Origin of the sequence: Streptococcus mitis (genome assembly GCF_946188615.1) — a bacterium.
In the GTDB taxonomy this organism is placed as follows: domain Bacteria; phylum Bacillota; class Bacilli; order Lactobacillales; family Streptococcaceae; genus Streptococcus; species Streptococcus mitis_BZ.
The window spans coordinates 262,349-283,417 of sequence record NZ_CAMHVK010000002.1 but is presented as its reverse complement, the minus strand read 5'-3'; the positions used below and the strand labels follow the sequence as shown (position 1 = coordinate 283,417).

The following is a 21,069-nucleotide window of genomic DNA, read 5'->3' as shown; positions in this document are numbered from 1 at the left end:
GATATGAAGAAGTGGTGGAAAGAGCTGATAGATAAGCCCTTATTAAAAGCTTTTTTGCATTATTATCAAGCATCAGATAGTGAGTTAACCAGTGTCGCAGTAGCCTACTATTGGTTGATTTCGATTTTTCCCCTGCTTTTGGTGGTAGTTAATATCCTCCCATATTTTCAGATTCCAGTTTCTAATTTTTTAAAGGTTGTCAATGAATTCTTGCCGGATACCATGTATGATGTGGTCGCAAAGATCATTACAGAAGTGCTGACCCAACCGTCAACGGGTTTATTGAGTTTTGCGGTTTTGTCAGCCCTCTGGACCTTTTCAAAATCTATGAATTTCCTGCAGAAAGCCTTTAATAAAGCTTACGGAGTATCAAAAAATCGTGGAATGATTTCCCATCAACTCATGAGTTTGTTTGTCAGTTTTGGCTTGCAGATTCTCTTTGCTTTAGCTCTGTTTTTGAGTGTCTTTGGCCGTATGCTCCTCAACCTTGTCAAAAGCTATTGGAAATCGGATAGTCCTCTTTTTGATTATCTGCAAGACCTAACAGGCCCTTTGGTCTATGCCTTGATTTTTGCCATCCTGGTCATGCTCTACTATTTTCTACCCAATGTTAAGGTGCGAAGGATTCGCTCTGTATTGCCAGGTAGTGCCTTTGTCTTGTTGACCCTGGTCTTACTACTCAATATCTTTTCAGTCTATGTTAACAATTATGTCAATCACCTAGTGGACGTGCGTTTTTTCAGTTCCGTCGTCGTGGTGGTCATGATGTTCTGGTTTATTCTCATCGCTAAGATTTTGATTATCGGCGCGGTGATCAATGCCAGTGTCCAGAGCTTGAAAGATACGAGCTTTAGAATAAATTAACTCATTTTTTATCCATTACAAAACGCATACTATCAGGCTTTATAAAACCTTGATAATATGCGTTTTTTGATTATATAAATTAATAGATAAACATGGCATCGCCAAAACTGAAGAAGCGGTAGTGTTCTTGAATGGCATGGTGATAAGCGTCTAAGACTAATTCACGGCCGGCAAAGGCAGAAACCAACATGACCAGAGTTGATTTTGGCAGGTGGAAGTTGGTTGAGAAGGCATCCACGACCTTCCACTCATACCCAGGTTTGATAAAGATATTGGTCCAGCCAGAATCTGCTTGGATTTGCCCATCAAACTTGGAACCAATAGTCTCCAAAGTGCGTATAGAAGTGGTTCCGACAGCGATGACACGCCCCCCATTTTCCTTAACAGAGCGAAGAGTGGCAGCCGCTTCCTCAGAAAGCTGGTAGAATTCTGAGTGCATTTCGTGTTCGTCCAGATTGTCGACTGAAACAGGTCTAAAGGTTCCAAGCCCGACATGAAGAGTCAGATAGACTAGATGAACACCTTTAGCTTGGATTTCTGCCAGCAGTTCTTTAGTGAAGTGTAGTCCAGCAGTTGGTGCTGCAGCAGAGCCACTTTCCTTGGCGTAGACGGTTTGATAGCGTTCACGGTCATCCAATTTTTCGTGGATATAAGGTGGCAGAGGCATTTCTCCTAGACTTTCCAAAACTTCTAGGAAAATTCCTTGGTACTCAAAGCGGACAATGCGGCCCCCGTGAGTCAATTCTTCCGTAACAACAGCGCTGAGACGGCCATCACCAAAGCTGACACGAGTACCGACCTTGAGGCGTTTGGCAGGTTTAGCCAGAACTTCCCACTCATCTCCAGCAGTATTTTTGAGCAGGAGAAGTTCCACATGACCTCCAGTTTCTTCCTTTTGACCATAGAGGCGGGCTGGGAGAACTCGGGTGTCGTTCATGACAAGGGCATCGCCAGGTTCCAGCATATCAATAATAGAGTGGAAGTGTTTATCCTGCATTTCTCCCGTCTCACGGTTGACGATGAGGAGTTTAGAGGCGTCCCGTTTTTCAAGAGGCGTTTGGGCAATCAATTCCTCAGGCAAGTGGAAATCAAAATCAGCTGTATTCATATATCTGTTCATTCTTTCTAAGTTCTAATCTTATCCATTATAACATGTTTCAAGTATAGTCGCTCTTTTTTTGAAAATTAAATCGTTTTCACTTGACAAAAATTGGTCTATACCATATAATAAATATAGATTGAAACGGAGGATAAAAAGATGAAAGTTATTAAAGTTGAAAACCAAATCGAAGGTGGAAAAGTTGCTTTTGAGATTTTGAAGGAAAAATTGGCCAATGGAGCTCAAACACTAGGACTTGCGACAGGAAGTAGCCCACTTGAATTTTACAAGGAAATTGTTGAGAGTGACCTCGATTTTTCAAATCTAACCAGTGTCAACCTTGATGAGTATGTAGGCCTTGATGGCGACAATCCACAGTCTTACCGTTACTTCATGCAAGAAAACTTGTTCAACCAAAAACCATTTAAAGAAAGTTTCTTGCCTCGTGGGGTTAAGGACAATGCTGAAGCTGAAGTTGAACGCTACAACCAAGTTTTGGCTGACCATCCAGTTGACCTCCAAATTTTGGGAATCGGTCGCAATGGTCATATCGGATTTAATGAACCCGGTACTCCATTTGACAGTCAAACTCACCTTGTAGAACTTGACAAGTCTACTATTGAAGCAAACGCACGTTTCTTTGACAAGATTGAAGACGTCCCAACCCAAGCCATTTCAATGGGGATTAAAAATATCTTGGATGCCAAGTCAATCCTTCTATTTGCTTATGGTGAGTCGAAAGCAGAAGCCATTGCAGGAACAGTGTCTGGCCCAGTGACTGAGAACCTACCAGCAAGTAGCCTCCAAAATCACCCTGATGTGACCATCATTGCAGATGCTGAAGCGCTCAGCTTGTTAGAAAAATAAAAAAATGAACTCTTTCAGTTTCTCTATTTAATTGATGCTTTCAAGACTTGAATAAATGGCAAAAAAATCAAAATTAAACCGGATTTTTTCTTGACAATTATTCCTTTTACGTGTAAAATAGAATAGATCTTGAACTTGAAGGGAGTGAAAAAAATGTCTAAAACAGTAGTACGTAAGAATGAATCTCTTGACGACGCACTTCGTCGTTTCAAACGTGCGGTTACTAAAGCTGGTACTCTTCAAGAAACACGCAAACGTGAATTCTATGAAAAACCTTCTGTAAAACGTAAACGTAAATCAGAAGCAGCTCGTAAACGTAAAAAATTCTAATTAGAAATGAAAGGCTGGAGAAATCTAGTCCTTTTTCTTTTAATACTCTTCGAAAATCTCTTCAAACCACGTCAACGTCGCCTTGGATTATATATGTGACTGACTTCGTCAGTCTTATCTACAACCTCAAAACGGTGTTTTGAGCAACCTGCGACTAGTTTCCTAGTTTGCTCTTTGATTTTCATTGAGTATAAATAAATACTTCAAAACCTGCAAAAATCTGAAATATCCTCCTACAATTTGATATAATAGAGAGAAGAACTCATTTGAAGGAGGAAATGATGTCGGTTTTAGTAAAAGAAGTGATTGAAAAGCTTAGACTAGACATTGTCTATGGCGAACCAGAATTACTTGAAAAGGAAATTAATACCGCGGACATTACGCGACCTGGTCTTGAAATGACGGGCTATTTTGACTATTATACGCCTGAGCGAATCCAACTCTTGGGAATGAAGGAGTGGTCCTATCTCGTTTCGATGTCCTCTCACAACCGTTACCAAGTCTTGAAAAAAATGTTTCTACCTGAGACACCTGCGGTCATTGTTGCTCGTGGTTTGGTGGTTCCAGAGGAGATGCTAAAGGCAGCCAGAGAATGTAAGATTGCCATTTTAACCAGCCGTACGGCAACCAGTCGTTTATCTGGAGAGTTATCTAGTTATCTGGATTCACGTTTAGCAGAACGGACCAGTGTGCACGGTGTCTTGATGGATATCTATGGAATGGGTGTCTTGATTCAAGGTGATAGTGGCATCGGTAAGAGTGAGACAGGTCTAGAGCTTGTCAAACGTGGTCACCGCTTGGTAGCCGATGATCGTGTCGATATCTTTGCCAAGGATGAGATTACTCTTTGGGGTGAACCAGCTGAAATCTTGAGACACCTGATTGAAATTCGTGGGGTTGGGATTATCGATGTCATGAGCCTCTACGGTGCGAGTGCGGTCAAGGATTCTTCACAAGTCCAGCTGGCTGTTTACTTGGAAAATTACGATACGCATAAGACTTTTGATCGTCTTGGAAACAATGCTGAAGAAATAGAAATTTCTGGCGTAGGCATTCCTCGTATCCGTATTCCAGTTAAAACAGGTCGGAATATCTCTGTCGTGATTGAGGCTGCTGCCATGAATTATCGTGCCAAGGAAATGGGCTTTGATGCGACGCGTTTGTTCGAAGAACGTTTGACCAATCTTATTGCTCAAAATGAGGAGGTGCCTCATGCTTGATCCAATTGCTATTCATCTAGGTCCTCTAGCCATTCGTTGGTATGCTTTGTGTATTGTGACAGGTTTGATTCTTGCGGTTTATCTGACTATGAAAGAAGCGCCTAGAAAGAAAATCATACCAGACGATATTTTAGATTTTATCTTGATAGCTTTTCCTTTGGCTATTTTAGGAGCACGTCTCTATTATGTTATTTTCCGTTTTGATTACTATAGTCAGAACTTGGGAGAAATTTTTGCCATTTGGAATGGTGGTTTGGCTTTTTACGGTGGTTTGATAACTGGGGCTATTGTACTCTATATCTTTGCTGATCGTAAACTCATCAATACTTGGGATTTCCTAGATATTGCGGCGCCTAGCGTCATGATTGCCCAAAGTTTGGGTCGCTGGGGCAATTTCTTTAACCAAGAAGCTTATGGTGCAGCAGTGGATAATCTGGATTATCTACCTGGCTTTATCCGTGACCAGATGTATATTGAGGGGAGCTACCGTCAACCGACCTTCCTTTATGAGTCTCTATGGAATCTTCTTGGATTTGCCTTGATTCTGATTTTTAGACGAAAATCGAAGAGCCTTAGACGAGGTCATATCACTGCTTTCTATTTGATTTGGTATGGTTTCGGTCGTATGGTTATTGAAGGAATGCGAACAGATAGCCTCATGTTCTTTGGTCTTCGAGTGTCTCAATGGCTTTCAGTTGTTCTTATCGGACTGGGTATTTTTATCATTCTATATCAAAATCGAAAGAAGGCCCCTTACTATATTACAGAGGAGGAAAATTAAATGTTAGAAGTTGCATATATTCTTGTAGCCCTTGCTTTGATTGTCTTTTTAGTCTATCTAATCATTACTGTACAAAAGCTTGGACGTGTTATCGATGAAACAGAGAAGACGATTAAAACCTTAACTTCAGATGTGGATGTGACCTTGCATCATACCAATGAATTGCTGGCCAAGGTCAATGTCTTGGCAGATGATATCAATGTCAAAGTAGCAACGATTGATCCACTCTTTAGTGCTGTTGCAGATTTATCTCTATCTGTTTCCGACCTCAATGACCATGCGCGTGTCTTGAGCAAGAAAGCTTCATCAGCTGGTTCAAAGACACTCAAGACTGGTGCAAGTTTGTCAGCTCTTCGTCTTGCAAGTAAATTTTTCAAAAAATAAAAAAGGAGAATTCTTATGGGTAAACTATCCTCAATCCTTTTAGGAACCGTTTCAGGTGCAGCTCTTGCCTTGTTTTTAACAAGCGACAAGGGCAAACAAGTTTGCAGTCAGGCTCAAGATTTTCTAGATGATTTGAAAGAAGATCCTGAGTATGCCAAGGAGCAGGTCTGTGAAAAACTGACAGAAGTCAAGGAGCAGGCTACAGATTTTGTTCTTAAAACCAAAGAACAGGTTGAGTCAGGTGAAATCACTGTGGACAGTGTACTTGCTCAAGCCAAATCATGTGCTCGCCAAGCGACAGAAGCATCAAAAGATCGATTCAATAATCTCAAGGAGCAATGGCAAGAAAAGGCCGAAACTCTTGATGAATCAGAAGAGATTGTTATTGACATAACAGAAGAATAAACCATCACCATCTCTGGACGGACTATGTGTCTGGGGATGGTGATTTTTTTCTCGTAGCGTGTCTTTGTGGTATAATAAGTACTATGCAGAAAAAACCAACGTCAGCCTATGTGCACATCCCATTTTGTACCCAGATTTGTTATTATTGTGACTTTTCAAAAGTTTTTATCAAGAATCAGCCGGTAGATAGTTATTTGGAACATCTGTTAGAAGAGTTTCAATCTTATGATATTCAAAAGTTGCGAACCCTCTACATCGGTGGTGGCACACCGACAGCTTTGTCAGCTTCGCAACTGGAGGTGTTATTGAAGGGATTGACTAAAAACTTGGACCTGTCTGTTTTAGAAGAGTTGACTATTGAGGCTAATCCAGGCGACTTGGATGCGGATAAGATTGCTGTTTTGAAAAACTCGGCTGTCAACCGTGTTTCGCTAGGTGTGCAGACCTTTGATGACAAGATGCTGAAAAAGATTGGGCGCAGTCATTTGGAGAAGGATATTTATGAAAATATCGACCGTCTGAAACTGGCTGGTTTTGACAATATCTCCATCGATTTGATTTATGCACTGCCTGGTCAGACCATGGAGCAGGTCAAGGAAAATGTAGCTAAGGCTATTGGGCTGGATATTCCTCATATGAGTTTGTATAGCTTGATTTTGGAAAATCATACGGTCTTTATGAACCGTATGCGACGAGGGAAGTTGCCTCTGCCTAAGGAGGAAGTGGAAGCTGAGATGTTTGAATATATCATCGCAGAGCTGGAGCGAGCTGGTTTTGAGCATTATGAGATTTCCAATTTCTCAAAACCCGGTTTTGAAAGTCGCCACAATCTCATGTACTGGGACAATGCTGAATACTATGGCATCGGTGCTGGGGCATCTGGCTATGTCAATGGTGTTCGCTATAAAAACCACGGCCCGATTCGTCATTATCTCAGTGCAGTTGAGGAAGGCAATGCGCGCATCACAGAAGAGCACCTGAGTCAAAAGGAGCAAATGGAAGAAGAAATGTTCCTGGGGCTTCGCAAGAAATCAGGAGTCTCCATGGTGAGATTTGAGGAAAAATTTGGACGGTCTTTTGATGGACTTTATGGAGAAATTGTCAAGGACTTGGTTCAACAAGGTCTCATGCAAATAGAGGGGGATCGAGTTCGCATGACAAAGAGAGGTCTCTTTTTAGGAGACACTGTAGCAGAACGATTTATTTTGGAGTAGAACGATGGGTTTAACTTATCAAATGAAAATGAAAATTCCTTTTGATATGGCTGATATGAACGGTCATATCAAGCTTCCAGATGTGATTTTGTTATCCCTGCAAGTTTCAGGGATGCAGTCGATTGAGTTGGGAGTTAGTGATAAGGCCATTTTGGAAAACTATAATCTGGTCTGGATTATCACAGATTATGATATTGAGGTGGCTCGTTTGCCTCGTTTTGCGGAAGAAATCACCATCGAAACGGAAGCTTTGAGCTACAATAGACTCTTTTGCTACCGTCGCTTTACCATTTATGATGAAGCAGGGCAGGAGCTCATCCACATGATGGCGACCTTTGTTCTCATGGACCGCGACAGTCGAAAAGTCCATGCTGTCGAACCTGAGATTGTGGCTCCTTACCAGTCTGATTTTGATAAAAAGCTCATCCGTGGACCAAAGTATGAGTCCTTGAACGAGCCAATCAGCAAGGATTACCATGTTCGTTTTTACGATTTGGATATGAATGGTCATGTCAATAACAGTAAATACTTGGACTGGATTTTTGAGGTCATGGGAGCGGACTTTTTGACCCAATATATTCCCAAGAAAATCAACCTCAAGTATGTCAAGGAAGTTCGACCAGGTGGGGTGATTACATCGGCTGTTGAACGGACTGGACTGGAAAGCAAACATGAGATTACAAGCGACGGTGCCACCAATGCACAAGCTATCATCACTTGGCAAGAAATGAAGAAGGATTAGAGAAAAATATGAAATATAAAGGCTATTTAATTGATTTAGACGGAACCATTTACAAGGGGAAAGACCGAATTCCGGCTGGAGAGGCTTTTGTCCATGAATTGCAAAAGCGGGACATTCCCTATCTCTTTGTAACCAACAATACAACCCGCACCCCAGAGAGTGTTCAGGAGATGCTGGCTCAGAATTTTAATATCGATACACCCCTATCGACTGTCTACACAGCGACTTTGGCGACTATCGACTATATGAACGACTTGGGTCTTGAAAAGACCGTCTATGTCATCGGAGAAGCAGGGCTCAAGGAAGCCATCAAGGCGGCTGGTTATATGGAAGACAAGGATAATCCTGCCTATGTGGTAGTAGGTCTGGACTGGCAAGTTGACTATGAAAAATTTGCGATAGCAACTCTTGCCATTCAAAAAGGTGCCCACTTTATCGGAACCAATCCTGACCTCAACATCCCGACAGAGCGCGGCCTTTTGCCTGGTGCTGGTTCACTGATTACGCTACTTGAAGTGGCAACACGAGTGAAGCCTGTTTATATTGGGAAACCAAATGCCATCATTATGGACAAGGCGGTTGAGCACTTAGGTTTGGAACGTGAAGAGTTGATTATGGTTGGAGATAACTATTTGACTGACATTCGAGCAGGGATTGACAATGGCATTCCAACGCTCTTGGTGACGACAGGTTTTACCAAGGCAGAAGAAGTAGCAGGCCTGCCAATCGCACCGACTCATGTGGTTTCTAGCCTTGCGGAGTGGAACTTTGATGAAAACTAAACTGACCTTTTGGGGCTCTATGCTCTTTCTCCTCTCCCTCTCAATCCTTTTGACCATTTATTTGGCTTGGATTTTTTATCCGCTGGAAATTCAGTGGCTGAATTTAACAGATCGGGTCTATTTAAAACCAGAAACCATTCAGTACAACTTTCATATCTTGATGAATTATCTGACCAATCCATTTAGTCAGGTCTTGCAGATGCCAGATTTTCGTTCGTCAACAGCTGGATTACACCATTTTGCGGTGGTGAAGAATCTCTTTCACTTTGTTCAGCTAGTAGCTTTAGTGACACTGCCAAGTTTTTACGTCTTTGTCAAAGGGATTGTGAAAAAGGGCTTCTTGTCTCTATTTAGTAAAGGGTTTTTGGCTCTAGTGGTTTTGCCTTTACTGATTGGGATTGGGGGAGTTTTGATTGGTTTTGACCAATTCTTTACTCTTTTCCATCAAATTCTCTTTGTGGGAGATGATACCTGGCTTTTTGATCCAGCCAAGGATCCAGTGATTCTGATTTTGCCAGAGACCTTCTTCCTGCATGCCTTCCTCCTCTTTTTCGCCCTTTATGAAAGCTCCTTTGGCTTTCTTTATCTGAAAAGTCGTAGGAAGTGAGATTTTCGATGTAGATTCATCATAAAAAACAGCCGAAATGGCCACAGTTGGTTCCTAACTGCAGCTATATCGGCTGTTTTTCTAACTTCTTCCCTGTTTATCTAATCTGCCTCTACCTGCCAGTAGCAACTCAGCCCAGAGTTTATGACCAATCAATTCCAGTTTTATTGAGCATTTTGACTTGTTGATAGAAGATGTCTCTCAATTGAGAAATAGTTTGGTCCAGGAAAAGACCATTCAGACTGTCCAGATAGGCTAAAATCTGACTTGCCAGTTCTATTCCCTCCTTCTTATCTTGTCTGAGCAAATTATAACATTCTTGCATTTTAATTTGAATAAATGCTTCTTGCAATACTCCTTTTAGGGAATGTAATTCCTTAATTCTATATACATCAATTTTGTCCACTAAATTTTGGGCAAGTTGGTAATGCCCATTTCGAGAATAGGTTCGGATGATGGTTAAGAGTGTCGATAGAAGCATTCGTTTTTGTATGAAATCAACAAATGTTTCTTTTAGCAAAGCAAGAGCTGTTTTTGCAATTTGTTGAAGTGTTTCTGTAGGAAAGTCAAAATATTCAACTAAAAGTGCAAATAAGGTGTAATCCAGTGAAAGCCAGTAGTTTAGTTGAAATAAGGCAGTCTTAGCCCGATTGAGGATAATCCAATCTTCTTTCAACAAATTCTCCTTATTCCTAAACATTCCTAAAGATTGGATATAGGCATAATCAGTGCAATAGGTATTAGATTCTAATATTTGAATCCATTCTAGCATCTTAGTTTGTGTTGTGAACCCAGTTTTTATAGCTTCGGAAAGTGAAGGATCCTGATACTGATAACGCACAAGCAACATTATAACATCATGGGTATCATGGATTTTGAGATTTTCTAGGATTTTGAAGTAGGTGTCAACCTTGATGGTTGTGATGCCTTTTTCAAATTTACTGAGGTTGTTGGGACTAATGGCTGTGCCAGCAGCTTCTTTTAGAGTAAAGCCCCTCTCCTCTCGGATTTGTTTGATAACTGAACCAAAATTTATTTCCATTTTACTAATCTCCTTGTGATTTTACTTTATTATACACTATTTCAACTAGATAAGAAAAAAACAACAAAAAGATACGATATTGAGAAGTTTTGTAAGGGATTTCGGCGAAAAACTATTTTTTTCGTCGTTTTTCTTCACTAGTAGGAAAAGTATGCTATAGTATAGGGGAATAATATTTAAAGGAGTTTGTCTATGAAATTCAAACCAGTTTTGTTTGCTAGTTTAGCAGTAGCAACACTAGGAGCTACTACAGTTCTTGATACAGAAGGAAACCTGCCCTTCTCATCACAGGTTGTTCATGCAGATTCGAGTGATATCGTGGGGATTAAAAAACATGATGTGAAAATTACACTAAAACAACATCCTACATTAGAGAAATTAGATATCACGGCTACGATTGATAGTTTACCTAGAGGAGTATACAGTAATTCTATTAGTAGTGTTTTTGGTTTTTTTAAAAATGTTAACACTGGTGAACTTCATCAATATATTCTACCAAATATGTCGTTCACTTCTTATGAATTGTCAGTTTCAAGAGAGTTTTATTGGAATAATGATAATTTGATATCTTTAGCAGATGGAGATTATTGGATTGTGTATTCTGATACATTAGAGGATACAGAAGGTGCTCCTCGCTATGAACACCGTTACTACGGACAGTCTGAAATTGTAACGATTAAAGATCATAAAATCGTTAGTATCGGTGGACGAGGACAAGCTGCAACCCAACCACAAACACTTGCTACATCTAGCAGCTCAGCTTCTGGGAAAAATGGCTGGTCAGGTAACTCTTACTACCAAAATGGCAACAAGGTCTATAGCAAGTGGATTTATGATTACCAATATAAGTCTTATTTCTATATCGATGCTGCGGGTAACTATGTCCAAAATGCTTGGGTGGGCAATTACTACCTCAAATCTGGCGGTTATATGGCACAAAATGAGTGGGTATATGACAAAAACTATGGAGCTTATTACTATTTGACTGGTGAAGGAAGCTATGCTCGCAATGCTTGGGTCGGTAACTATTACCTCAAATCTAATGGTAAGATGGCCAAGAGTGAATGGATTTATGACAGAAATTATAGAGCCTACTATTACTTAACAGGTGAAGGTAATTATGCACGTAATACTTGGATTGGTGACTATTATCTTAAATCTAATGGTAAGATGGCCGTTAGTGAACGAACTCCAGATGGCTATCGAGTAGATGGTTCAGGTAAATGGATTCGCTAGTAGGAGCAGATGGTAAGTTATGATGAAAATGAAAACAGTATTAGTCTCGGCCTTGTCTATTTTAGCCCTAGGCACTGCAGCTCTCGTTAACGTTCAAGGAGTAATGGCTGACACTCCTAACATTGCTAAATCCGACTATGATCCTTCTAAAGTTAAGTATTTAAAAGTACAGATGAGTTTGAGTCAAGATACAAGTTCGGGAAAATTAAAGATTACAGCTAGCATTGATACCTTCCCAGAAGGAATGAATGAGGTTTCTATTCCCTTTTTCCTATTTAATGTGGAAACTCAAGTGACTAAAAAGTTCCCTGGATTAGCTGATGCTATTTTTACGCCTAGTCAACCAAGCGTGACAAGGGAATACGATATGAATCAGGCGAATTTAAATGCCTTTGCAGATGGAGAATACCGAATTGTTTTGAGAGATTGGAAACAACCTCCACATGATTACTATCGTTATTATGGCCACACTGAGATTGTTACTATCCAAGACCATAAAATGGTTGGAACAGGAAGTCATATCAATCATGCCAAAAATGGTTGGTATGGAAGATCTTATTATAAAAATGGAATCAAGGTAAGAAATGAATTTGTTTCTGATCCTAAGGACAAAGGAATTTATTATTTAGATTCAGACGGCAATTATATTGAAAGTACATGGCGAGGGAAATCTTACTTTAAACCAGGGGGGAGATTGGCTCAAGAAGAGTGGATTTACGATAAGAACTATGGTGCCTGGTATTATCTTACCTTTCAAGCACAGTATGTAAAAAATGGTTGGGTCGGAAATTATTACCTCAAATCTGATGGTAAAATGGCTCAGAGCGAGTGGATCTATGATACATACTATCAGTCTTATTACTACTTAACGAGTGAAGGTAGTTATGCCCGCAATACTTGGGTAGGCGATTACTATCTTAAAGCTAACGGTAAGATGGCTGTTAAGGAACGTACACCAGATGGTTACCGTGTAGATGGCTCAGGTAAATGGATTCGCTAGTAAGCTAGAGGCTGAAATAAATCCAAGAGAGTATAATCTGTATGAGAAAAGGAATCCTTTTAGGAAAGTATCTTAAAAGGATTTCTCTGTGTTCATAATTGAAAATAAAATGAGAAATGAGATAGAGAAAATGAAAAAGTCTCCACTGGTTACAATAAAATCTCGATTAGATTTTATTTATTTAGCTTATGCTATTAGTTTGGGATTGATTATTTTGTTTAGTTTTATGGGAGTAATGGTTGATGAAGTAAATAATCCTTTAAATATTTATGGTTGGATTAGGGGTATTTTAAATGCAAATCTCTTTTTAGCAGTCTCGTTATTAGAACTTGTTTTTGTATTGAAAAGAAAAGAGAAAACCTTGATTGTCCTTAGAATTTTAAATAGTTTATGGTTGTTTAAGATGCTTCTAGACGTTGTAAAAGGAGTTGTCCAAAGTCGAATGGCTGCTACAAGTTATAATGTTTTTGCTGGGATTGTTCAGTTTACATCTGGATTTTTATCAGGTTGGTCTCCGAACATGGAAAGGGCTAACTCAGCCGACATGTTGAATGGATATTATCTAGTTTTGTATTCAACATTTTTTAGCTTAATTCTTCTTTTAGTCTATTGTTACTTTAAATATATAAAAAAGGAAAAACTAACCTTTGAGTTTCATCTTTCATTTTTGTCAGTAGAGGATATCAAGAAATCCTATGCTAAAAATAAACTCTTAACAGTTGCTTCCATCAGCATATCCATATCGCAATTCTTGTATTTTTATAGCTTACCTGGTACAATTAATAAAACAGTATCCCCCTTTACCTACCATGCTATTTTGGCTCTCATTATTCTTGTTTTAGCCGTTTTAGTCGTATCCTCTATTGCAAGTGGAGAAGAAAAAAGATTGGATACCTATATCATTAGCTTGTTAGTAAGCTTTGTTGTCTATAATCCAATATATATTTTTCAACATGGTCGTCCTGGTTTAGGTTATATTGTTTACATTTTTGGATGGATCTTATTTGGCTATTATTTGGTGGATAAAAAATGGATACAATCAGAAAGGAATCATTGAGAAGATTTGAAAAAGATGAAAAAGTATTTACGATATAGTATCGTTTTCCTAGTTGCCCTGCTTTTTTTAGGGGCTTGTGGAAAGAAGGAAGAATCCTCTTCGGAGGTAATGGATCAGATTGATATTGCGAATTCTCTTGAAACAGACAATTTTGATGAGTGGTATCGTTCTTTTGGGACAATTGAACATTTGTCTGGTGAGATGCCCTTATTTGGAACCATTGATCTTGGTTATAATGGTCAGGCCATTATTGTGAGAGATGGGAAAGAGATGTTGCATGGCCGTGATCGTGGTGGAATGATGAAAGGTCAATTTACTATTAAAAAGTATGCAGGGGACACGAAGGTTACGACTATTGATTACGAGCTAGACAAGACCTATGTCGTTGGAAAGTCATACTCCAAAACAACAGTCCTACCAGAAGTTGAGGTTTCGCTTTCTATATCTCAGGAAGAGATTGACCGCATCGAAACCGACTATAAGGATCAGTCTTATACTTTTTATGGTTACAAGGATCCTAACGGTTATCTGATTTTGACAGATGGTAAAGAGGACAAACCAACAGTCTATCTATTCAAGCTGGAGCAACCTATGGAATTGAAAGTCACTGCTGATAAGGCTGTGGTTCGTAAGGAACCACTCTATGATTCAGAAGTGATTACTGAACTCAGCAAGGATCAAAGAATAACCGCTTCTAATTCGGTTGCTGGAGAGAGAAAAGACCGAGGCCATATTTGGTACCAAATTGATGTAGAAGGGCAAACTGGTTTTATACTGCAAGCGGATATTATTGATCCAAAAACAAATCATTATCCCACCAATATGATCGCTACGAGACGTCCATTTAAGGAACCAGAAATCTTGAATGGAAATCTGCATCTAATAGCAGATACCTGGGTTAATGCTGCGGGTGAAGAAATCACTATCAAACCAGATGGCAGTATGAGTAACGGAGATCGCTTGCAGATAGGATCTGAGACAATAGATATACCTGTACTGATTGTTGGAAGAACAGAAGAAGGTGTCCTTGTTTATCCGGCTAATTCACCTAGCGATCCTCATGGTGGTCGGTCAGATAGTAGTAAGGATCGGATAGCCTTCTCAAACAAGCCAATTATTTCATCAGATAAGTTTTTCTACAGAAAATCAGATGGTGTAACAACTTTTGATAATACAAGCTCTCAGAATGCTACTGATAAGGAAACAAGTCAGAGTTCGAGTCGTGAACCTGTAGTGGGAAATCCATATGTTCAACATCCTCAAAAGGATGAAATGTCTCTGGTAGCAGGTAGTTGGTCGACAACTGGTTCAAAACCTAAAAACTTGATTATTCACGATTCTGGTTTAGTCAATGAATATGAACGAATCTTTTTGTCCAAGAACCAGGAAGGAGCCGTTGGAAAGCGATTTGAGATTGGAATACGGGCAACAACGCCTGTACTCTTTATACCAGCTGGAACGCCTCACGGTGCGTCAGATTCATCCAAAGATCGCCTGTTTTATGAAGAATTTGGGAAATCAGACAGGGCTGAAGATTATTACTATCGAGATTAGAAGATATATTCAAAAGGAAAAGAATGTCGCAAGATTGTGGCATTCTTTTTTGTGAACCCCATACTTCACTATATAGCTCCCCAAGAATGAATTAATCAAATCCAAAAAGAGTTAATCGTTCGCAAACAGTCTATTTTTCTTGAAAAAATAGGCTTTTTTTTTCTAAAAATCCCTAGTCAAGCGCTTTATTTTTTTGTATAATAGAACTAGCAAAGTATAGATAAGAAGAGAAAAGCATGATTACACTATTTCTATCACCGAGCTGTACTTCATGTCGTAAGGCGAAGGCCTGGTTAGAAAAACATAAGGTGCCCTTTGAGGAGCACAATATTATGACCAGTCCTTTAACGAGAAAAGAATTGCAACACATTCTTTCCTTGACCGAAAATGGTACTGATGACATCATTTCAACTCGTTCAAAAATTTTTCAAAAATTAGATATTGATGTAGAAAGTATTTCGGTATCAGAATTGCTTCATTTGATTGAGCAGTACCCTAGTCTTTTGCGTCGTCCCATTATTATTGATGCCAAGCGCATGCAAATCGGTTTTAATGAAGATGAGATTCGTGCTTTTCTCCCTCGTAGTTATCGTAAGCAAGAACTAAAAGAAGCAAGAATGAGAGCTGGTATTAGTTAATGAACAAACAGTATAGTTACCCACTAGATTTGTCGTGGAGCACTGAAGAACTTGCTTCAGTGCTTTCTTTTTTTAATGATGTTGAAGCTGCCTATGAAGACAAGGTAGAGGCTAAAAAGCTGCTGGACTCCTATAAGGGATTCAAGGCGGTCGTGCCAAGCAAGAGCGAAGAGAAACGTTTGGGACGAGAATTTGAAACGGTGAGTGGCTATTCGCTTTACCGAGCAGTTCAGGCGGCTAAGGAAAAAGGGGAAGGAAAGATTTCTCTTGGAAAGTAAATTTGAATTTGCTAAAGAGCTAATTAAGAAAGCAGGTCAGTATATCATTGACCATATGCAGGAAGACTTGCAGGTTATGACCAAGTCCTCTCCTACAGACTTGGTGACCAGACTGGACAAGGAAGTTCAGGAACTCTTGGTTAGTGAGATTTTATCCCGTTATCCTGAGGATAAGATTTGTGCTGAAGAGGGCTGTTTGCGAGCTTCGGTTCAAGAGGGCAAGGTGTGGGTTATTGATCCGATTGATGGTACTAATAACTTTGTAGCCCAGCAGGAAGATTTTGCTGTCATGATGGCTTATTTTGAAAATGGTCAGGGACAGTTTGGTCTGATTTATGATGTGGTCAAAGGGGATTGTTACCACGGTGGTGGGGAATTTCCAGTTTGTCTAAATGATAGGCCCCTAGCTCCCTTTAAAGCAAAACCACTTGGAGATTTCCTTATTGCAGGGAATAGTGGTATGCTGGAAACCAATGAATGGGGCTTGGCTGATTTGGGTCGAGCTGTCCTAGGTGTACGTGTCTATGGGAGTGCGGCCATTAGTTTTGCCAAGATTTTGTCAGGGCGTTTGTTGACCTATGTCACTTATCTGCAACCATGGGATTATGCTGCGGCTAGTATTTTAGGGGAAAGTCTGGGCTATCGGGTGGTGACTCTTTCTGGTGAAGCTCTTGATTTTCAAACCAGACAGCCAGTCATGATGGTGCCTCTTGAGATGCAGGAGGAAATTCAGTCCTATATTTACGAAAGGAAAAGAACTTAAATGCAATTTCCAGAAGGATTTGTTGAAAAATATGAAGAGATACTAGGAGATGAGGCAAGAGATTTTCTTGCCTCTTTTGAGGAGGAAGCGGTTTCGGCTTTTCGGGTCAATCCTTTAAAAGAAGCGCCAGTTTCCTTTCCTGATGCCATTCCTCAAACTCCTTGGGGCCACTACGGGAAGGTTTCAGGGAAATCGCCTGAGCATGCTACTGGTTTGGTTTATTCGCAAGAACCTGCTGCCCAGATGGTGGCTCAGGTAGCCAAGCCCAGTCCTGGGATGAAGGTCTTGGACTTGGCAGCTGCACCGGGTGGCAAATCAACTCAACTGGCAGCCTATCTAGCAGGGGAGGGGCTACTTGTTTCCAATGAAATTTCAAGCAAACGGGCTAAGATTTTAGTAGAAAATATGGAGCGCTTTGGAGCGACAAATGTCGTGGTGACCAATGAATCTGCAGACCGCTTGGCCAAGGTTTTTAAAGGATATTTTGACCTCATTGTCCTTGATGCCCCTTGCTCTGGTGAAGGGATGTTCCGTAAGCAACCAGATGCTATGGACTATTGGAGCTTAGATTATCCAAGTCAATGTGCTAGTTTGCAAAGAGAAATTCTGGAAGATGCAGTAACCATGCTAGCTGAAGGTGGTCGTCTGGTTTATTCGACCTGTACCTGGGCCCCCGAGGAAAATGAAGAAATAGTCAATTGGCTACTGGAAGAGTATGATTTTGATTTGTTACCAGTAGAGCATATCAATGGAATGGTAGCTGGTATTGACCTGCCAGAAACGGCTCGGATGTATCCTCATCATTTTAAGGGAGAGGGGCAGTTTGTCGCTCATTTACAATTTAAAGGTGACAATCCAGCTCCTAAATGTAAGGCAAGTAAGAGCAATCTCAGCCGAGAACAAGTTACTTTGTGGCAGGAATTTGCCCAAAAACACTTGAAAATCAATCTAAGGGGAATCTTGCAGACTTTTGGTGACCAACTTTATCTCCTGCCAGAACTTTTGCCAGATTTAGGGAAACTCAAGATTGCTCGGAATGGACTGCATTTGGGCACTTTTAAGAAGAAACGCTTTGAGCCTAGTTTTGCTCTTGGTCTAGCCTTGAAACCGAGTCAGGTCAAGCAGTCGGTTGAAATTGACCAAGAAGCGTTTGTAAAGTATGTGGCTGGAGAAACCGTTCAGCTGGCGGAAAGTCTGCCAAATGGTTGGTACCAAGTTTTGGTTCAAGGCAATGGTTTGGGTTTTGGAAAGGTGACTGGAAATGTTTTGAAAAACTATTTTCCAAAAGGTCTCAGATTCAAGTGAAAATGCTAGTCAAAGTAGCTTGTCTATGTTATAGTGGAAGTATGGATTTTTTTCAAATTGTCTTTCATTTTAAGTCAAATTTGGTGGAGACGGCAACTGAGCAAATGACTAGTAAAATTAAGCTATCAACTTCAGTTTGCTCTCAATTTTAAAAAAGAAAAACATAAATAAATAGTTGAAAAAATTCACAGCATTCACCATTATTTTCAAGGAGAAAAACAGTGAAAAAAAGGAAAAAACTCGCTCTATCCCTTGCGGCTCTCTTGCTAGCAGGTTCTTTGGCGGGATGTGCTAGCTGGATTGATCGTGGAGAATCCATGACAGCTGTTGGCTCAACGGCTCTTCAGCCCTTGGTCGAAGCAGCAGCAGATGAATTTGGCTCTATGCACGTTGGAAAAACAGTCAACGTCCAAGGTGGAGGATCTGGTACAGGTTTGTCTCAGGTTCAGTCTGGAGCCGTTGATGTAGGAAATTCAGACGTATTTGCCGAGGAAAAAGACGGTATCAACGCATCCGCTCTAGTGGACCATAAGGTTGCTGTAGCAGGCTTGGCAGTGATTGTAAATAAGGAAGTTGACGTTGAAAATCTAACAACTGAACAACTCCGTAGCATCTTCACAGGTCAAGTGACCAACTGGAAAGAAGTCGGTGGTAAAGACCTAGCCATTTCCATTATCAACCGCGCGGCAAGTTCTGGTTCGCGTGCAACCTTTGATAGTGTTGTCATGGATGGTCAATCTGCAGTGCAGAGTCAAGAACAGGATTCAAATGGGATGGTCAAAAACATTGTTTCCCAGACACCAGGAGCCATTTCTTACTTAGCCTTTGCCTATGTGGATGACTCGGTTAAACGCATGAAGTTGAATGGCTATGAGCCGATTGCTGAAAATGTTACAACCAATAACTGGCCTTTGTGGTCTTATGAACACATGTACACCCTAGGTCAGCCTAATGAATTGGTGGCAGAGTTTCTCAACTTTGTCCTCTCAGATGAAGCGCAAAGCGGAATCGTTAAGGGAATGGGCTATATTTCTGTCAAGGAAATGAAGGTTGAAAAAGATGCTGTCGGAACGGTAACAGCACTAGAAGGGAGTCACTAATGAATCAAGAAGAATTAGCTAAAAAATTACTTTCTCCCTCAAAGAACTCTCGTCTAGAGAAACTAGGAAAAGGCTTGACCTTTGCTTGTCTGTCTTTGATTGTCATCATTGTGGCCATGATATTGATCTTCGTAGCCCAAAAAGGTTTGTCGACCTTCTTTGTCAATGGAGTCAACATCTTTGATTTTCTCTTTGGACAAACTTGGAATCCTTCAGGTAAACAATTTGGTGCCCTTCCCATGATTTTGGGTTCCTTTATTGTCACAATCCTATCAGCCCTTATCGCAACTCCTTTTGCCATTGGTGCAGCTGTCTTTATGACCGAGGTCTCACCAAAAGGTGCTAGAATCTTGCAACCAGCCATTGAATTGCTAGTCGGAATTCCTTCAGTAGTGTATGGATTTATAGGTTTGCAGGTCGTAGTTCCTTTTGTCCGTAGTATCTTTGGTGGAACTGGTTTTGGGATCTTGTCAGGGATTTTCGTTCTCTTTGTCATGATTTTACCGACGGTAACCTTTATGACAACCGATAGTTTGCGTGCGGTGCCTCGTCACTACCGTGAAGCTAGTTTGGCTATGGGAGCCACTCGCTGGCAAACCATCTGGCGCGTGACCTTGAAGGCGGCGCGTTCAGGGATTTTTACCGCAGTGGTCTTTGGGATGGCGCGTGCCTTTGGTGAGGCTTTGGCCATTCAGATGGTCGTCGGAAACTCAGCCGTTGTCCCAACTTCATTGACAACACCTGCTGCGACCTTGACCTCTGTTTTGACCATGGGTATCGGAAATACCGTTATGGGAACAGTTGACAATAACGTTCTCTGGTCATTGGCCTTAGTCTTGCTCTTGATGAGTTTGGCCTTCAATAGTGTGATTAAATTGATTACGAAAGAAAGAGGAAAGAAAAACTATGCACGCTAAGAAATTAGATAAACTTGCAACAGCTGTCCTCTACTCGATTGCAGGAATTATTGTTGCCATCCTGGCATCCTTGATTCTTTATATCTTGGTTCGTGGTTTGCCCCACATCTCTTGGTCTTTCTTGACTGGCAAATCATCTTCTTACCAAGCAGGCGGAGGGATTGGAATTCAGCTCTATAATTCCTTTTTCCTATTAGTTATTACCTTGATTATCTCTGTGCCTTTATCTATGGGAGCTGGGATTTTCCTAGCTGAATATGCTAAAAAAGGTCCTGTGACCAATTTTGTCAGAACCTGTATTGAAATCTTATCTTCACTCCCATCAGTGGTTGTAGGTCTCTTTGGTTACTTGATCTTTGTAGTTCAGTTTGAGTATGGATTTTCAATTATTTCAGGTGCCTTGGCCTTGACAGTCTTTAACTTGCCTCAGATGACTCGTAATGTCGAGGACAGTTTGAAACATGTTCACCATACGCAACGTGAGGCTGGTCTGGCCCTTGGGATTTCTCGTTGGGAGACAGTGGTCCATGTGGTCATTCCAGAAGCCCTTCCAGGTATCGTAACGGGGGTTGTCTTGGCCTCTGGTCGTATCTTTGGTGAGGCTGCTGCCCTTATCTATACAGCAGGACAATCCGCTCCAGCCCTAGACTGGTCTAACTGGAATATTCTCAGTGTGACCAGCCCAATCTCTATCTTCCGTCAAGCAGAAACCTTGGCTGTCCACATCTGGAAAGTCAATAGTGAAGGTACTATTCCAGATGGAACTATCGTATCAGCAGGTTCTGCGGCCGTCCTCCTCATCTTTATCCTCATCTTTAACTTTGGAGCCCGCAAACTCGGAAGCTACCTACACAAGAAATTAACCGCTGCCTAAAGGAGAAGCC

At 40.7% G+C, this 21,069-nt stretch carries 24 protein-coding genes; 22 read left to right on the top strand and 2 right to left on the bottom strand.

Going from position 1 to position 21,069, the window contains the following annotated elements; all coding sequences use genetic code 11:
* Window positions 1-3 precede the first annotated feature (3 nt).
* Window positions 4-864, top strand: coding sequence for a YihY/virulence factor BrkB family protein (locus OCF95_RS03330; protein ID WP_020902460.1), 861 nt, complete (start codon window positions 4-6; stop codon window positions 862-864).
* Window positions 865-943: 79 nt separating this feature from the next.
* On the opposite strand, the gene queA is transcribed toward OCF95_RS03330, so the two are convergent.
* Window positions 944-1,972, bottom strand: a complete 1,029-nt coding sequence (queA, locus tag OCF95_RS03325; RefSeq protein WP_001090137.1) for a tRNA preQ1(34) S-adenosylmethionine ribosyltransferase-isomerase QueA — start codon at window positions 1,970-1,972, stop codon at window positions 944-946.
* A 150-nt stretch (window positions 1,973-2,122) separates the two neighbouring features.
* Between queA and OCF95_RS03320 the strand changes: the two genes are divergently transcribed.
* From OCF95_RS03320 to OCF95_RS03275, 10 genes are all read left to right on the top strand, one after another.
* Window positions 2,123-2,830: a glucosamine-6-phosphate deaminase gene (locus tag OCF95_RS03320; protein WP_261104898.1), complete on the top strand. Its 708-nt coding sequence runs from the start codon at window positions 2,123-2,125 to the stop codon at window positions 2,828-2,830.
* Between the two features lie 153 nt (window positions 2,831-2,983).
* Window positions 2,984-3,160, top strand: coding sequence for a 30S ribosomal protein S21 (gene rpsU / locus OCF95_RS03315; RefSeq protein ID WP_000048054.1), 177 nt, complete (start codon window positions 2,984-2,986; stop codon window positions 3,158-3,160).
* A gap of 281 nt (window positions 3,161-3,441) precedes the next feature.
* Window positions 3,442-4,380, top strand: coding sequence for an HPr(Ser) kinase/phosphatase (gene hprK, locus OCF95_RS03310; protein ID WP_261104897.1), 939 nt, complete (start codon window positions 3,442-3,444; stop codon window positions 4,378-4,380).
* Window positions 4,373-5,161, top strand: a complete 789-nt coding sequence (gene lgt / locus OCF95_RS03305) for a prolipoprotein diacylglyceryl transferase (RefSeq protein WP_261104896.1) — start codon at window positions 4,373-4,375, stop codon at window positions 5,159-5,161. The genes hprK and lgt overlap by 8 nt, the downstream gene beginning before the upstream one ends.
* On the top strand, window positions 5,162-5,545 hold the full coding sequence (locus OCF95_RS03300; protein ID WP_000895040.1) for a DUF948 domain-containing protein: 384 nt from the start codon (window positions 5,162-5,164) through the stop codon (window positions 5,543-5,545).
* A 15-nt stretch (window positions 5,546-5,560) separates the two neighbouring features.
* Window positions 5,561-5,950 (top strand): YtxH domain-containing protein, encoded by a 390-nt coding sequence (locus OCF95_RS03295; RefSeq protein ID WP_261015229.1) that lies wholly within the window; start codon window positions 5,561-5,563, stop codon window positions 5,948-5,950.
* An 83-nt stretch (window positions 5,951-6,033) separates the two neighbouring features.
* On the top strand, window positions 6,034-7,164 hold the full coding sequence (hemW, locus tag OCF95_RS03290) for a radical SAM family heme chaperone HemW (protein ID WP_049510458.1): 1,131 nt from the start codon (window positions 6,034-6,036) through the stop codon (window positions 7,162-7,164).
* Window positions 7,165-7,168: 4 nt separating this feature from the next.
* Window positions 7,169-7,906 carry an acyl-[acyl-carrier-protein] thioesterase gene (locus tag OCF95_RS03285; protein ID WP_049510456.1) on the top strand — a complete coding sequence of 246 codons (738 nt, stop codon included), beginning with the start codon at window positions 7,169-7,171 and terminating at the stop codon, window positions 7,904-7,906.
* Window positions 7,907-7,914: 8 nt separating this feature from the next.
* Window positions 7,915-8,688, top strand: coding sequence for a TIGR01457 family HAD-type hydrolase (locus OCF95_RS03280; protein WP_125454699.1), 774 nt, complete (start codon window positions 7,915-7,917; stop codon window positions 8,686-8,688).
* The gene (locus OCF95_RS03275) at window positions 8,678-9,295 is read left to right on the top strand and encodes a TIGR01906 family membrane protein (RefSeq protein WP_261034883.1); all 618 of its coding nucleotides are present in this window, start codon (window positions 8,678-8,680) and stop codon (window positions 9,293-9,295) included. The genes OCF95_RS03280 and OCF95_RS03275 overlap by 11 nt, the downstream gene beginning before the upstream one ends.
* A 142-nt stretch (window positions 9,296-9,437) precedes the next feature.
* Here the strand turns inward: OCF95_RS03275 and OCF95_RS03270 are convergent, their stop codons facing one another.
* Window positions 9,438-10,337 (bottom strand): helix-turn-helix domain-containing protein, encoded by a 900-nt coding sequence (locus OCF95_RS03270; protein WP_261030148.1) that lies wholly within the window; start codon window positions 10,335-10,337, stop codon window positions 9,438-9,440.
* A 192-nt stretch (window positions 10,338-10,529) separates the two neighbouring features.
* On the opposite strand from OCF95_RS03270, the gene OCF95_RS03265 reads away from it, so the two are divergent.
* The 11 genes from OCF95_RS03265 to pstA all read left to right on the top strand — a co-directional run bounded on the left by OCF95_RS03265 (window position 10,530) and on the right by pstA (window position 21,059).
* Window positions 10,530-11,573 (top strand): endo-beta-N-acetylglucosaminidase, encoded by a 1,044-nt coding sequence (locus OCF95_RS03265; RefSeq protein ID WP_261030146.1) that lies wholly within the window; start codon window positions 10,530-10,532, stop codon window positions 11,571-11,573.
* Between the two features lie 19 nt (window positions 11,574-11,592).
* The gene (locus OCF95_RS03260; protein ID WP_261056111.1) at window positions 11,593-12,573 is read left to right on the top strand and encodes a choline-binding protein C; all 981 of its coding nucleotides are present in this window, start codon (window positions 11,593-11,595) and stop codon (window positions 12,571-12,573) included.
* A gap of 130 nt (window positions 12,574-12,703) precedes the next feature.
* On the top strand, window positions 12,704-13,630 hold the full coding sequence (locus tag OCF95_RS03255; RefSeq protein ID WP_261104894.1) for a hypothetical protein: 927 nt from the start codon (window positions 12,704-12,706) through the stop codon (window positions 13,628-13,630).
* Window positions 13,631-13,645: 15 nt separating this feature from the next.
* Entirely contained in the window at window positions 13,646-15,184 is a 1,539-nt protein-coding gene (locus tag OCF95_RS03250; RefSeq protein ID WP_261104893.1) for a DUF6287 domain-containing protein, read from the top strand.
* A 236-nt stretch (window positions 15,185-15,420) separates the two neighbouring features.
* Window positions 15,421-15,822 carry a Spx/MgsR family RNA polymerase-binding regulatory protein gene (locus OCF95_RS03245; RefSeq protein WP_000631254.1) on the top strand — a complete coding sequence of 134 codons (402 nt, stop codon included), beginning with the start codon at window positions 15,421-15,423 and terminating at the stop codon, window positions 15,820-15,822.
* Window positions 15,822-16,100 carry a UPF0223 family protein gene (locus OCF95_RS03240; RefSeq protein ID WP_001041961.1) on the top strand — a complete coding sequence of 93 codons (279 nt, stop codon included), beginning with the start codon at window positions 15,822-15,824 and terminating at the stop codon, window positions 16,098-16,100. Before OCF95_RS03245 ends, OCF95_RS03240 begins: the two co-directional genes overlap by 1 nt.
* The gene (locus tag OCF95_RS03235; protein WP_261035268.1) at window positions 16,090-16,863 is read left to right on the top strand and encodes an inositol monophosphatase family protein; all 774 of its coding nucleotides are present in this window, start codon (window positions 16,090-16,092) and stop codon (window positions 16,861-16,863) included. The genes OCF95_RS03240 and OCF95_RS03235 overlap by 11 nt, the downstream gene beginning before the upstream one ends.
* Window positions 16,864-18,168 (top strand): RsmF rRNA methyltransferase first C-terminal domain-containing protein, encoded by a 1,305-nt coding sequence (locus tag OCF95_RS03230; RefSeq protein WP_261104892.1) that lies wholly within the window; start codon window positions 16,864-16,866, stop codon window positions 18,166-18,168.
* 221 nt (window positions 18,169-18,389) lie between these two features.
* The gene (locus OCF95_RS03225) at window positions 18,390-19,268 is read left to right on the top strand and encodes a phosphate ABC transporter substrate-binding protein PstS family protein (RefSeq protein ID WP_261042677.1); all 879 of its coding nucleotides are present in this window, start codon (window positions 18,390-18,392) and stop codon (window positions 19,266-19,268) included.
* On the top strand, window positions 19,268-20,185 hold the full coding sequence (gene pstC / locus OCF95_RS03220; protein ID WP_001070902.1) for a phosphate ABC transporter permease subunit PstC: 918 nt from the start codon (window positions 19,268-19,270) through the stop codon (window positions 20,183-20,185). The genes OCF95_RS03225 and pstC overlap by 1 nt, the downstream gene beginning before the upstream one ends.
* Window positions 20,175-21,059 carry a phosphate ABC transporter permease PstA gene (gene pstA, locus OCF95_RS03215; RefSeq protein ID WP_004258489.1) on the top strand — a complete coding sequence of 295 codons (885 nt, stop codon included), beginning with the start codon at window positions 20,175-20,177 and terminating at the stop codon, window positions 21,057-21,059. The genes pstC and pstA overlap by 11 nt, the downstream gene beginning before the upstream one ends.
* Window positions 21,060-21,069 lie beyond the last annotated feature (10 nt).

Excerpts from the sequence above, each read along its gene's own strand:
- OCF95_RS03330 (WP_020902460.1), top strand. The coding sequence starts at position 4 with ATGAAGAAGTGGTGGAAAGAGCTGATAGATAAGCCCTTATTAAAAGCT.
- queA (WP_001090137.1), bottom strand. The coding sequence starts at position 1,972 with ATGAATACAGCTGATTTTGATTTCCACTTGCCTGAGGAATTGATTGCC.
- OCF95_RS03320 (WP_261104898.1), top strand. The coding sequence starts at position 2,123 with ATGAAAGTTATTAAAGTTGAAAACCAAATCGAAGGTGGAAAAGTTGCT.
- rpsU (WP_000048054.1), top strand. The coding sequence starts at position 2,984 with ATGTCTAAAACAGTAGTACGTAAGAATGAATCTCTTGACGACGCACTT.
- hprK (WP_261104897.1), top strand. The coding sequence starts at position 3,442 with ATGTCGGTTTTAGTAAAAGAAGTGATTGAAAAGCTTAGACTAGACATT.
- lgt (WP_261104896.1), top strand. The coding sequence starts at position 4,373 with ATGCTTGATCCAATTGCTATTCATCTAGGTCCTCTAGCCATTCGTTGG.
- OCF95_RS03300 (WP_000895040.1), top strand. The coding sequence starts at position 5,162 with ATGTTAGAAGTTGCATATATTCTTGTAGCCCTTGCTTTGATTGTCTTT.
- OCF95_RS03295 (WP_261015229.1), top strand. The coding sequence starts at position 5,561 with ATGGGTAAACTATCCTCAATCCTTTTAGGAACCGTTTCAGGTGCAGCT.
- hemW (WP_049510458.1), top strand. The coding sequence starts at position 6,034 with ATGCAGAAAAAACCAACGTCAGCCTATGTGCACATCCCATTTTGTACC.
- OCF95_RS03285 (WP_049510456.1), top strand. The coding sequence starts at position 7,169 with ATGGGTTTAACTTATCAAATGAAAATGAAAATTCCTTTTGATATGGCT.
- OCF95_RS03280 (WP_125454699.1), top strand. The coding sequence starts at position 7,915 with ATGAAATATAAAGGCTATTTAATTGATTTAGACGGAACCATTTACAAG.
- OCF95_RS03275 (WP_261034883.1), top strand. The coding sequence starts at position 8,678 with ATGAAAACTAAACTGACCTTTTGGGGCTCTATGCTCTTTCTCCTCTCC.
- OCF95_RS03270 (WP_261030148.1), bottom strand. The coding sequence starts at position 10,337 with ATGGAAATAAATTTTGGTTCAGTTATCAAACAAATCCGAGAGGAGAGG.
- OCF95_RS03265 (WP_261030146.1), top strand. The coding sequence starts at position 10,530 with ATGAAATTCAAACCAGTTTTGTTTGCTAGTTTAGCAGTAGCAACACTA.
- OCF95_RS03260 (WP_261056111.1), top strand. The coding sequence starts at position 11,593 with ATGATGAAAATGAAAACAGTATTAGTCTCGGCCTTGTCTATTTTAGCC.
- OCF95_RS03255 (WP_261104894.1), top strand. The coding sequence starts at position 12,704 with ATGAAAAAGTCTCCACTGGTTACAATAAAATCTCGATTAGATTTTATT.
- OCF95_RS03250 (WP_261104893.1), top strand. The coding sequence starts at position 13,646 with ATGAAAAAGTATTTACGATATAGTATCGTTTTCCTAGTTGCCCTGCTT.
- OCF95_RS03245 (WP_000631254.1), top strand. The coding sequence starts at position 15,421 with ATGATTACACTATTTCTATCACCGAGCTGTACTTCATGTCGTAAGGCG.
- OCF95_RS03240 (WP_001041961.1), top strand. The coding sequence starts at position 15,822 with ATGAACAAACAGTATAGTTACCCACTAGATTTGTCGTGGAGCACTGAA.
- OCF95_RS03230 (WP_261104892.1), top strand. The coding sequence starts at position 16,864 with ATGCAATTTCCAGAAGGATTTGTTGAAAAATATGAAGAGATACTAGGA.
- pstC (WP_001070902.1), top strand. The coding sequence starts at position 19,268 with ATGAATCAAGAAGAATTAGCTAAAAAATTACTTTCTCCCTCAAAGAAC.
- pstA (WP_004258489.1), top strand. The coding sequence starts at position 20,175 with ATGCACGCTAAGAAATTAGATAAACTTGCAACAGCTGTCCTCTACTCG.